This window comes from Pseudomonas sp. LBUM1679, assembly GCF_059695565.1.
In genome coordinates this window covers 3,328,181-3,339,483 of record NZ_CP166774.1, presented here as the reverse complement: position 1 = coordinate 3,339,483, position 11,303 = coordinate 3,328,181, and the positions used below count along the sequence as shown (strand labels likewise).

The 11,303-nt window shown below is 61.8% G+C and carries 10 protein-coding genes; 4 read left to right on the top strand and 6 right to left on the bottom strand.

The window, feature by feature from the left end; genetic code table 11:
* Positions 1-56: 56 nt before the first annotated feature.
* Positions 57-1,448: a GntP family permease gene (locus ACA062_RS15280; RefSeq protein ID WP_497457140.1), complete on the top strand. Its 1,392-nt coding sequence runs from the start codon at positions 57-59 to the stop codon at positions 1,446-1,448.
* A gap of 191 nt (positions 1,449-1,639) precedes the next feature.
* On the opposite strand, the gene ACA062_RS15275 is transcribed toward ACA062_RS15280, so the two are convergent.
* The 6 genes from ACA062_RS15275 to ACA062_RS15250 form a co-directional block, all read right to left on the bottom strand.
* Positions 1,640-2,098, bottom strand: coding sequence for an RES family NAD+ phosphorylase (locus tag ACA062_RS15275; RefSeq protein ID WP_497457139.1), 459 nt, complete (start codon positions 2,096-2,098; stop codon positions 1,640-1,642).
* Complete coding sequence (locus ACA062_RS15270; RefSeq protein WP_497457138.1) at positions 2,098-2,574, bottom strand: Xre family toxin-antitoxin system antitoxin; 477 nt, start codon at positions 2,572-2,574, stop codon at positions 2,098-2,100. The genes ACA062_RS15275 and ACA062_RS15270 overlap by 1 nt, the downstream gene beginning before the upstream one ends.
* Positions 2,575-2,671: 97 nt before the next feature.
* A complete protein-coding gene (locus tag ACA062_RS15265; RefSeq protein WP_368992496.1) occupies positions 2,672-3,136 on the bottom strand; it encodes a MaoC family dehydratase in 465 nt (154 codons plus the stop codon).
* Between the two features lie 70 nt (positions 3,137-3,206).
* Complete coding sequence (locus ACA062_RS15260; protein WP_497457137.1) at positions 3,207-4,301, bottom strand: AI-2E family transporter; 1,095 nt, start codon at positions 4,299-4,301, stop codon at positions 3,207-3,209.
* Between the two features lie 77 nt (positions 4,302-4,378).
* Positions 4,379-5,014 (bottom strand): response regulator transcription factor, encoded by a 636-nt coding sequence (locus tag ACA062_RS15255; protein WP_497457136.1) that lies wholly within the window; start codon positions 5,012-5,014, stop codon positions 4,379-4,381.
* A 4-nt stretch (positions 5,015-5,018) separates the two neighbouring features.
* Entirely contained in the window at positions 5,019-7,295 is a 2,277-nt protein-coding gene (locus ACA062_RS15250; RefSeq protein ID WP_497457135.1) for a PAS domain-containing sensor histidine kinase, read from the bottom strand.
* 228 nt (positions 7,296-7,523) lie between these two features.
* On the opposite strand from ACA062_RS15250, the gene ACA062_RS15245 reads away from it, so the two are divergent.
* The 3 genes from ACA062_RS15245 to ACA062_RS15235 all read left to right on the top strand — a co-directional run bounded on the left by ACA062_RS15245 (position 7,524) and on the right by ACA062_RS15235 (position 11,282).
* Entirely contained in the window at positions 7,524-9,146 is a 1,623-nt protein-coding gene (locus ACA062_RS15245) for an acyl-CoA synthetase (RefSeq protein ID WP_497457134.1), read from the top strand.
* 139 nt (positions 9,147-9,285) lie between these two features.
* A complete protein-coding gene (locus tag ACA062_RS15240) occupies positions 9,286-9,612 on the top strand; it encodes a DUF485 domain-containing protein (protein ID WP_497457133.1) in 327 nt (108 codons plus the stop codon).
* Complete coding sequence (locus tag ACA062_RS15235; protein ID WP_497457132.1) at positions 9,612-11,282, top strand: cation acetate symporter; 1,671 nt, start codon at positions 9,612-9,614, stop codon at positions 11,280-11,282. The genes ACA062_RS15240 and ACA062_RS15235 overlap by 1 nt, the downstream gene beginning before the upstream one ends.
* Positions 11,283-11,303: the final 21 nt, after the last annotated feature.

Here is an 11,303-nt window from a genome sequence, read left to right as displayed (position 1 = left end):
TGCGCAGCCTGTCGTTCGGCCCTCTGCGTTGCAGGCTCAGCCTCGAAGGACATCCCATGAGTGTCATCATCGCCTTGATGGCGTTGTTCGCGTTAATGCTCGCTGCTTATCGGGGATACAGCGTCATTATCTTCGCGCCGCTCGCGGCACTTGCTGCCGTTTTGCTCACAGACCCCAGCGCGGTAGCGCCGGCGTTCAGTGATATTTTCATGGACAAAATGGTCGGCTTTATCAAGCTCTACTTCCCGGTGTTCCTGCTGGGAGCGGTGTTTGGCAAATTGATCGAGCTGTCCGGTTTTTCCCGCTCTATCGTCAAATCAGTCATTCACCTGCTGGGCAGCAGCCAGGCCATGCTGGTCATCGTGCTGGTCTGCGCGCTGCTCACCTATGGTGGTGTTTCGCTGTTTGTGGTGGTGTTTGCGGTCTACCCGTTTGCGGCGGAGATGTTCCGTCAAAGCGATATTCCCAAGCGACTCATGCCCGCGACCATCGCCCTGGGGGCATTCACCTTTACCATGGATGCAATGCCTGGGTCGCCGCAGATCCAGAACATCATCCCCACCACGTTTTTCGGCACCACGTCCTGGGCTGCGCCCTGGCTGGGCGTGCTGGGTTCGTTGTTCATACTGATCGGCGGCATGCTCTATCTTGAGCGCCAACGGCGCAAGGCCCTGCGTGCGGGTGAAGGCTACGGCACCGATCTGCGCAACGAACCGGAAACCCCGCAGGACATCGCCCTGCCCCACCCGCTGATAGCGTTGTTGCCGTTGCTGCTGGTGGGCGTGATGAACCTGGCCTTCACCCATTGGATACCGCAGTGGTATGGCAGTGTGTATGAAATCGACCTGCCAGGGCTGAAGGCGCCCATCCAGACTCAGGTGTCGAAGATGATTGCGATCTGGTCTGTGCAGGCGGCGTTGCTGGTCGGGATCGTCACGGTCTTCATCTTCAGCTACCGCACCATCGCCCGCAAACTGGCCGAAGGCAGCCGTAGCGCCGTCAGCGGTGCGATGCTTGCCACGCTCAATACCGCGTCCGAGTATGGCTTCGGTGCAGTCATCGCGGCGTTGCCGGGTTTCGTTGCGGTGGTCGAGGCGCTGAAGGTGATTCCCAATCCTTTGGTCAACCAGGCCATCACCATCAACTTGCTGGCCGGTATCACCGGGTCGTCCTCGGGTGGCATGAGCATTGCGCTCGCCGCCATGTCCGATACCTTCATCGCCGCGGCCAACGCCGCGCACATCCCCCTGGAAGTCATGCATCGCGTGGCGTCAATGGCTGCTGGCGGCATGGATACCCTGCCCCACAACGGCGCGGTCATCACCTTGCTGGCGGTCACCGGCTTGACCCACCGTCAGGCTTATAAGGATATTTTCGGCATGACCATCTTCAAGGTATTGGCGGCGTTTTTTGTGATTGGGGTGTATTACCTGACCGGGATTGTCTGATCCGGTGTGGGAGCGAGACCGGCTTGCCGGCGAAGGCGGATTGGCATCCGGCACTGATGGTGGCTGATACGGCCTCTTCGCTGGCAAGCCAGCTCCTACAGGGTTTTGTGTTGGGCATAATATTTGTGTACGGCAGCGATTCCTGTGGGAGCGAGCTTGCTCGCGATGGCGGCGGTGCGGCGAGCCAGCGCCTACGCGAACATGCGGGGGTCGTACATGAAATCGAATACGTCGACCACTTTGATCCCGGAGATTGCCGGGTGACCTGGATTGATCACCACATTGCGCTCCAGCGCTAAAACCGCAGAAGGTACGATCAACCCCAAGTGCGTATTCGCCCTCAGCCAGGCGGTACCGAAATCCATGCTTGGGCGGTCAGCGGGAAGGCTCGCCCAACCGTCCGGCAACGTTTTCGGATCAGGCTGCAAAAACAGCGCGGGATCGTCGGGCAGTTCGAAGCAGGTGATCTTCATCGGGAATGTCGGCTCGCCACCTGCATGGACGAAGGTTTCCAGGCAGCAGATTGCCGGCGTCAGCCCCATGTAGACGGCGGGTACATCCTGATCATTCCAACGTCCACCCTCGATAGCGGCCCCCATACCCGAAAGATCGGTCGCACGTTTCGCCTTCGCGATGCGCCAGGCCCGCATCAGGCAGCGCCGCCCCACTCCAGGGCATGAAGCACACGCCGAACCTGCCTGGCGCCGATCTCGGTTTCGCAGAGCATGATCGGGGCAATGCCGCCGAGCGCTTGGTTCGGCGTCGACATCCAGTGCGCGGCGTTTACCTTATTCTCGAACACCTCTTCAGCCAGATGAAAGACCGTGGCAATGCGATCCAGACGTTCGGAAGCGACAGAATCCAGATTCTTTTGCTCACGCCGACGCCTTTCGAGCGTAGAGATCGAGGCGTTGAGCAGCATTTCGACATTGCGCTCCTGCAGGTCGAAGGTCTGGCGCAAAGCCTGGACCAGAGACGCTGGAAAACCCGCCTTGATCTGCTGCAAGCGCTCCGAGTCCTTGAGCAGTTCTCGATTGACACTGAAACGCCAGAACGCGGCGATCCCGACTTCGCTGGGTTCATCCTTCTTTGCGGCCGGACGCCGAGTGGCGGTCGAGGTATTCATGATCACTACCTTCAAATGAACATTTTTTTCAGTCAAATGAAGTATAGGCTGACTTGATGCTCAGCGATACTGCCGCTCGGCAACGATTGATCACTGCTCAATCAGGCGCCGGCGTATTGAACACCAGCAACTTGCCCGTCGCGCGCTGAACCACCTTGTCATTCTGATTGAGGGTTTCCATGAGCATCGTCACCACCCCTCGATCCGGTTTGGACGCGGACGGTTCGATGGCCTGCACGGTGCATTTGAGGCGCAATACGTCGTCCGGATAGGTCGGCGTCGGCCAGCTCAGTTCGATGCCCAGGCCAATGATCCCGTCTGCCAACGGCACGCTGGCCACCAGCATTTTCATGGTCAGCGCCGCGGTGTTCCAGCCACTGGCCGCCAGGCCGCGGAACAGGCTCAGGCTGGCCGCTTCAGGATCGAGATGGAAGGGTTGCGGGTCGAACGCTCGGGCAAACGCCAACATCGCCTCGCGCTCGACACGGACAGGGTCGCTTTCAAATTCCTGACCCAGTCTCAGGTCATCGAGGTAGAGCTTTTCCCAGGCATGCACGGTCATGATTGATTGCTCCGTGTTGCACTACGAGTAGCCGATATCACTGATGTCGATTGGGTGGCGATGATCGCACTCACAGTGACTGCCCTCCTCCTTCCTGCGGCCGATCCTGCACCCACTGCCAGAATAATTGATACCCGACCGCCAGCACCACCGGACCGATGAACAGCCCGATGATGCCGCTGGTGACCATCCCGCCCAGCGCACCGATCAATATCACCGGCATTGGCACATCGACACCGCGGCCCAGCAGCAATGGCTTGAGCACGTTATCCACCAGGCCGGCGACGAAGACATAGATGGCGAAGACGATCGTCGCGGTGCTGGCCCCTTCGGTGGCGAACACAAAGGCGATCACCGGCAGCGTAATCAGGGTCGCCGGCAATTGCATGATGCCAAGCAACAGCACGGCCAGCGCCAGCAAACCTGCACCGGGAACGCCCATGAACACGAAACCCAGGCCCACCAGCAACATCTGGATGAAGGCGATGCCGACCACCCCCAGCGCCACCGCACGGATCGTGGCGGTGCACAGCGCGGCAATTTTCCGGCCTTTTTCCGGGCCGCTGAGGCGCGATGCAATCTGTATCGCACTGCGGCTGCCCTCTTCGCCATAGGCCATGAAGATCCCGGCAATGATCAAGGCAAAAATGAACATCAGCAAACCCATGCCGACACCGGCAAGCTTGCTCAACAGGCTCAGGCTGGCATGTTTGATCTGCGGCAGGTATTTCGCGGTCAGGTCGGGAAGATCGGTTGAAGCCTGCAACCAGAGTGCCGAGAGCGGCTCGCCGATCAACGACCAATGGGCGACTGACTCCGCGGGCGGCGGAATATGAAACTCGCCGCCCTTGACGATTTCCAGCGTGTGCTCGACCGAATCGGCAATCGAGATGCCCAACAGGTAGATCGGCACCATGAGGATAACGATCGCCCCCAGCACGATCAGTGTTGCAATCGTGCCATCCTTGCGCCCCAGCGCCCCCTTGAGCCGTGTTTGCAGTGGGTAAAGGGTGATCGCCAGAATCAGCGCCCACAGCATCAAGTCGCGGAACGGGGCGAATATCTCGAAGCAGAACAGCACCAGTACGGCGATCAGCCCGGCACGAATCAAGACATCCAGCAGCGTGCGGGTGAGCGTTTTCTCGGAGAGGGACGTGGGCTCCATGGATGCCTCTTTGCAGATCACTGCAAGGTCGGGGGTCGGTTAGCCCAGCATAGACCCTCGATGGAGAACGCGAGGTCTCAACGCAGCTTCAATGGATCGACCAGTTGCGCGGCGATCGCCATGCCCACCAGGTCCGGCAAGGTGCCGGCCTGCATGCGTTTCATCACCCGCGAGCGATACAGATCGACGGTTTTGGCGCTCACCCCCAGTTGCTCGGCAATTTCGCGGGTGGTGTAACCCTGCACCAACGGCAGCAAGACGTCGCGCTCGCGCGGTGTCAGGGTGAGCAGGCGCGCCTGCAAGGCGTCGTGGCCCTGATTGCCCGAGCGGTTGGCCGCGCAGTTGCTCAGGGCCTGTTGCACGCTGTCCAGCAGCAATTGCTCGTTGTAGGGTTTCTCGATGAAGTCATGGGCGCCGGCCTTGAACGCTCGAACCACGATCGGCACATCGGCGTGACCGCTGACGAAGATGATCGGCAGGTTCAGCTCCCGGGCGCGCATTTCTTCCTGCACGTTCAAGCCGCCCATGCCGGGCATGCGCACATCGAGCAGCACGCAGGCATCGAGAGTCGCATCACAGGCATTGAGAAACTCCACGCCACTGGTAAACGGCAAGGCCTTGAGCCCCACCGATTCCAGGAGCCAGACCGTTGAATCGAGCATGCCTTGATCGTCGTCGACCACATACACCACGTGCTCAGTCGCACCTGCCATTGCATTATTCCTGTTGTTGTTTTGTCGGACCGGCCAGCGGCAAGCGGCAACACATCAGCAGCCCGACCGGCTGGCGGCGGGCCTGCAACTCGCCACCGAAACCTTCGATGATGCTGCGGCTCATGGACAACCCAAGGCCCAGGCCATCGGGCTTGCTGGTGTAGAACGGGGTGAATATCTGCTCGAGCTCCGGCTCGCTGACGCCGGGGCCCTGGTCCTGCACGCTGATTTCCACCGTCGCACCACTGCCCTGCTGCGCGGCCATCACGATCAGTGAAGGCTGTCCCGGATGCTGTTCGCGGTTGGCGTCGATGGCATTGCGCAGCAGATTGAGCAAGACCTGCTCCAGCAGCACCCGGTCGGCATAAATCGGCGGCAGATTATCCGGCAGTCGATCCTCGATTGTCACTTGGCAATTGTTCGCTTCCCAGGCGCACAAGCGCACGGCCTCGCGGGCGACGTCGGTGAAATTAAGGGCCTGCATGCGCCGCTGCCCCTTGCGCAGAAACGCGCGCAAACGCCGGATGACCTCCGAGGCATGGGTCGCGTGGTGGGTGATGCGTTCCAGTCCTAGCGCGACTCTGGCGGCGGCCTGGGGGTTGGAGTCCAGCGTCTGCAAATAACGCTGGCTGGCGTTGGCATAATTGACCACGGCCGCCAGCGGCTGATTGATTTCGTGGGCGATGCCCGAGGCCAGTTCCCCCAGGGTCACCAGCCGCGCGGTGTGCGCCAGTTCGTCCTGATGGCGACGCTGTTGCACTTCGCGCAGTTCGTGCTCGGTCATGTCCCGCGCCACCAATGAGTAATAGCGCTCGCCGCCGGCGGAACGGTGCGCCAGCAGCACCAGCGAGACCGGCACCGATGTGCCGCCGCCCGGGGGTTGCAAGCGGGCATCGGTGCTCCACACCCCGTTGCGTTCGGCGCCGCTCCAGCCGTCGCGTTGCAGGCGGGCCAGGTCGCTGCTGGCGAACAGCTGCGCCAGGGTCGGCATCGGCTGTTGCTCATCGACCCCGAGGATGCGTCGGGCTGCCGGGTTGAGATAAGTGACGTGCCCCTCGGGGTCGATGAACAGCACCGGATCGGTGTTGACCTCGACCACTTCGGCCAGACGCCGCTTGTTCTCCTCCGCCTGCACCCGGGCGGTGATGTCCCGGGAGACGCTGACCACTTCGACCACCGCACCGGTGTAGGTTTCCCGAATCGCGCGGCTGGCGGTTTCGAACCACAGGTAGTGCCCGTCCCGGTGACGAATGCGATAGGTCATGGTGTGGTAACCGTCCTGCTCCAGGGCATCCCGCGCGCGCTGCACCAGGCTGGCCAGGTCCTGGCCATGGAACAGGCCCTGGGCCATTTGCCCGCGCAACTCTTCCGGCCAGTAGCCGAGCAAGGTCCAGGACGCGGGCGATGCATCGAGAAAGCGCCCGTCCGGGGTGTGTCGGGAAATCAGGTCGGTGGTGTTCTCGATGATCAGCCGGTACAGCCGGCGCGCCTGGGTCGCTTCGCGCTCGGCCAGCACTTGTGCGGTGGCGTCGCGGCAACGGGCGAGTACGCGGTTGTCCTGGGGATCGGGGATAAAGGTCCAGATCAGGATCTGCGCTTCGAACTGGGCCTCGACCCCTTCGATGGCGCGTTGCTGGTCGAGACAAGCGCGCACCAGTACCCGATGATTCACCGGCAGAAAGCCCGGTAACTCGGTCAGCGGCTTTTCCGCGAGCAATGCCAGCAGCGCCGCATTGAACTCCAGCGGCCGGCCCTGGGCATCGAGCAACAGACTCGGCTGCGGATCGTGGCCCAACAGCGGCGAGCCGCGCAGCATGCCATTGACGCTGCTGAGCAGGGTCGTCAGCAAATCCTGGACCCAACCCAGCCAGTCAAGGCTCACGCCCTCGCACACCTCCACCAGCAACAACCCTGGCTGATCCGGCTGCAAGGCCAGGTCAAATACCTGGCCGTGGCTGATGGCGGCCCGACGCAGCCGGCCGGCCAGCCAGCAATCGAGTTGCCGCACTTGCGCCAGATCCAGCCGCCCCGCCTCGACCAGGCGCTCGAACAGCCGTTGATCGCTGGCTTGCGAAGGGTCACCCAAGCCAGGTGGAAAATGCTGGGCGGCACCTTCGTGACTGTAGATCCGCGATTTGGCTTGCCAGCTCAGATAGACCGCCCGGCGCACCTCGGGGCATTCCTGCAGCGCACGGCACAAGGCATCGGCACGGGCGGCCAGGGGCACACCTTCGCGCTGCAGGCGCAACCAGCTGTGCAATCGAACGGGGGTCAGGGTCATTTCGGGTCCTTCGTCAGGGAAACCAAGGATATACCGCCCATGGGGGGTTAGGCCGCATTCATTTAGAGCCGCAAGAATTATCTATAGTATATGTACTATAAGCTATAGGTTGTACTTCCATATCGACAGCTGAATGTTATATAAAGCACACCGGACATAAAAGGTGACCTCAGCGGCGACGCTGCAAGGCCCCCATAGAGCTAACAATCAGCCACCGAGTACCCGCACATGTCGATCTATGAACAAGGGCTAGGCCCTGCGGCTGTCAATCACATTGCCCTGTCTCCGCTCAGCTTCATCGAGCGCACCGCCAGCGTTTACCCCAACTACCCCGCCGTGATCCACGGTTCGATTCGTCGCACCTGGGCGCAGACCTACACCCGCTGCCGGCGCCTGGCCTCGGCGCTGGCCGGGCGCGGCATCGGCAAGAACGACACGGTGGCAGTGATGCTGCCCAACATTCCCGAGATGCTGGAAGTGCACTTCGGCGTACCGATGATCGGCGCGGTGCTCAACCCGCTCAACGTGCGCCTGGATGCCGAAGCCATTGCCTTCATGCTGCAGCATGGCGAGGCCAAGGTGCTGATCACCGACCGCGAGTTTCATAGCGTGATTCACGCGGCGATCGGCATGCTGGATCACCCGCCGCTGGTCATCGACGTCAATGATCCCGAGTACGGTGAGGGCGAGGCCGTCAGCGACCTGGACTATGAAGCGCTGCTGGCCGAAGGCGACCCGGCCTTCGACTGGCACTGGCCAGTGAACGAATGGCAAGCCATCGCGCTGAACTACACCTCCGGCACCACCGGCAACCCGAAGGGCGTGGTGTATCACCATCGCGGTGCGTACCTGAACGCTTTGGGCAACCAGATGACCTGGGCCATGGGCAACCATCCGGTGTACCTCTGGACCCTGCCGATGTTCCACTGCAACGGCTGGTGCTACCCGTGGACCATCACCGCGCTGGCCGGTGTGCATGTGTTCCTGCGCCGGGTCGATCCGCAGAAAATCCTCACGCTGATCCGTGAGCACCAGGTCACTCACCTCTGTGCGGCGCCGATCGTGCTCAATGCCCTGGTCAACATGCCGGAGTCGGCGAAGGCGGCCATCGATCACCCGGTCAACGCCATGGTCGCCGGCGCCGCACCGCCGGCCAAGGTGATCGGTGCCGTGGAAGAAATGGGCATCAAGGTCACCCACGTCTATGGCCTGACCGAAACCTATGGCCCGGTGACCCTCTGTGCCTGGCATGCCGAATGGGACGCGTTGCCGCTGGAGGAGCGGGCGCAGGTCAAATCCCGCCAGGGCGTGCGCTACCCGACGCTCGAAGGCGTGATGGTCGCGGACTCGAAGACCCTGGAACCGACCCCGCGGGACGGGCAGACCATCGGCGAGATTTTCATGCGCGGCAATACCGTGATGAAGGGCTACCTGAAAAACCCGACCGCCACCGCCGAAGCGTTTGAAGGCGGCTGGTTCCATACCGGCGACCTGGCGGTCTGTCACCCCGACGGTTATGTCGAGATCAAGGACCGGCTCAAGGACATCATCATTTCCGGCGGCGAGAACATTTCCACCATTGAACTCGAGGGCGTGCTCTATCGCCATCCGGGCGTGATGGAAGCGGCCGTCGTGGCCCGTCCCGATGAAAAATGGGGGGAAACCCCCTGTGCCTTCATCACCTTGAAGGCCGATCACCAGGACGTGCACGAGGCCGACATCATCAGTTTCTGCCGCGAACACCTGGCCGGTTTCAAAGTCCCGCGCACGGTGGTCTTCACCCTGTTGCCGAAGACGTCCACCGGCAAGATCCAGAAGTACGTCCTGCGCGACAGGGCCAAGGCGCTCTAACCCGAATCAATGCTGTACCCGTCAGGCGGCAGGTGTTTTTACCTGCCGCCTCGGGCTCGTGCAGGCCGAATTCGGCCTGCCATGCCCCCCGCTGTTGAATGCCCAAAGCATCGATAACAAAAACAAGGTGGAGCCACCCATGATCGACATCCATTCAACCGATACCCAACGCTGTGAACGTATTCGGGCCAACCCGAAATTCCTGCAACTGGTGAGCAGCCGATCGCGCCTGGCCTGGTCGCTGAGTGCCACGGTGCTCGGTACTTACTACGCCTTCATGCTGGTGGTCGCGTTTGCCCCGCAATGGTTGCATGCACCACTCGCCGAGCATCGGATGTTGACCCTGGGCATGCCGGTTGGCGCGGCGATCATCATTTTTTCCTGGCTGCTGACGGGCTGGTACGTCTACAGCGCCAACACCCGCTTCGATGCACTGGGTGCCGCCATTCTCGAGGAGAGCAAGTGATGACTGCGCTGCGTAAACTGATCCTCGCCGCGGCCTGCCTGTTGCCGGCCTCCGTGGTACTTGCCGCGCCCGCACTGGGCGTGGTGGAAAAACAACCGCTGAACCTGCATGCCATCGGCATGTTCTTTGTGTTCGTCCTCGGCACACTGGCCATTACCTGGTGGGCGGCGCGCCAGACCAAATCCACCTCGGACTTCTACACCGCCGGCGGCGGTATCACCGGGTTCCAGAACGGTCTGGCGATTGCCGGTGACTACATGTCCGCGGCCACTCTGCTCGGGCTGTCCAGCCTGGTGTTTGCCAAAGGCTACGATGGCTTCATCTATACCATCGGCTTTTTCGTCGGCTGGCCGATCATCACCTTCCTGATGGCCGAGCGCCTGCGCAATCTGGGGCGCTACACCTTCGCCGACATCGTGTCCTATCGCCTGGACCAGAACAAAGTGCGGATCTTCGCCGCCTTCGGCTCGCTGACGGTGGTGTGCTGCTACCTGATCGTGCAGATGGTCGGTGCCGGCCAGTTGATCAAGTTGCTATTCGGTCTCGACTACCCGGTCGCCGTCGTGATAGTCGGCGCGTTGATGCTGGTGTATGTGATTTTCGGCGGCATGATCGCCACCACCTGGGTGCAGATCATCAAGGCGGTTTTGCTGCTCGCCGGCGGCACGACGCTGGCGGTCATGGCCATGTCGCAGTTCGGTTTCAGCTACGAAGCCCTGGCCACCAAGGCCGTCGAGGCTCACGCCAGTGGCTGGAACATCATGGGCCCTGGCTCAATGCTGGCCGACCCGATCAACACCGCATCAATGTCCCTGGGCCTGGTGTTCGGCATTGCAGGCCTGCCGCACATCCTGATGCGCTTCTTCACCGTGCCTAACGCCAAAGAAGCTCGCAAATCGGTGTTCTACGCCACCGGCTTCATCGGCTTCTTCTTCCTGGTGGTCTGCACCCTCGGCTTTGCCGCGATGGTGATCATCGGCACCGACCCGCAGTACTACGTCAACGGTGAAGTCGGCGGTGCCCTGATCGGTGGCGGCAACATGGTCGCCATGCACCTGGCCAAAGCGGTGGGCGGCAACCTGTTCTTCGGTTTCCTCGCCGCCGTGGCTTTCGCCACCATCCTCGCGGTGGTCTCCGGGCTGGCCCTGGCCGGTGCTTCGGCGATTTCCCACGACCTCTACGCCACCGTGTTCAAGAAAGGCAAGGCCAGCGAGAAGCAGGAAATGCGTGTGACCCGCATGGCCACTGTCGGCCTAGGCATCATCGCGATCCTGCTGGGCATTCTGTTCGAGAAGATGAACGTCGCGTTCCTGGTGGGCCTGACCTTCGGCATCGCCGCGTCTACCAACTTCCCGGTGCTGATCATGGCCATGTACTGGAAAGGCCTGACCACCAAGGGCGCGATCATCGGCGGTTTCTCCGGCCTGATCTGCGCGCTGGTGCTGGTGATCCTGTCGCCAGCCGTCTGGGTCACCGTGCTCGGCAATGCCCACGCGATCTTCCCTTACGACCACCCGGCATTGTTCTCCATGCCGCTGGCGTTCCTGGTGATCGTGGTCGTCTCCCGGCTTGACCGCAGCGTGCGCGCCGACAAGGAGCGTGACGCCTACGCCGACCAGTTCGTTCGCGCCCAGACCGGCCTCGGTGCCGCCAGCGCTTCCAGCCACTGACAGACAAGGCACGGCCCGCCA

What these genes read in the sequence shown, in the direction of transcription:
- ACA062_RS15280 (WP_497457140.1), top strand. Translation starts at nt 57, where the DNA reads ATGAGTGTCATCATCGCCTTGATGGCGTTGTTCGCGTTAATGCTCGCT.
- ACA062_RS15275 (WP_497457139.1), bottom strand. Translation starts at nt 2,098, where the DNA reads ATGCGGGCCTGGCGCATCGCGAAGGCGAAACGTGCGACCGATCTTTCG.
- ACA062_RS15270 (WP_497457138.1), bottom strand. Translation starts at nt 2,574, where the DNA reads ATGAATACCTCGACCGCCACTCGGCGTCCGGCCGCAAAGAAGGATGAA.
- ACA062_RS15265 (WP_368992496.1), bottom strand. Translation starts at nt 3,136, where the DNA reads ATGACCGTGCATGCCTGGGAAAAGCTCTACCTCGATGACCTGAGACTG.
- ACA062_RS15260 (WP_497457137.1), bottom strand. Translation starts at nt 4,301, where the DNA reads ATGGAGCCCACGTCCCTCTCCGAGAAAACGCTCACCCGCACGCTGCTG.
- ACA062_RS15255 (WP_497457136.1), bottom strand. Translation starts at nt 5,014, where the DNA reads ATGGCAGGTGCGACTGAGCACGTGGTGTATGTGGTCGACGACGATCAA.
- ACA062_RS15250 (WP_497457135.1), bottom strand. Translation starts at nt 7,295, where the DNA reads ATGACCCTGACCCCCGTTCGATTGCACAGCTGGTTGCGCCTGCAGCGC.
- ACA062_RS15245 (WP_497457134.1), top strand. Translation starts at nt 7,524, where the DNA reads ATGTCGATCTATGAACAAGGGCTAGGCCCTGCGGCTGTCAATCACATT.
- ACA062_RS15240 (WP_497457133.1), top strand. Translation starts at nt 9,286, where the DNA reads ATGATCGACATCCATTCAACCGATACCCAACGCTGTGAACGTATTCGG.
- ACA062_RS15235 (WP_497457132.1), top strand. Translation starts at nt 9,612, where the DNA reads ATGACTGCGCTGCGTAAACTGATCCTCGCCGCGGCCTGCCTGTTGCCG.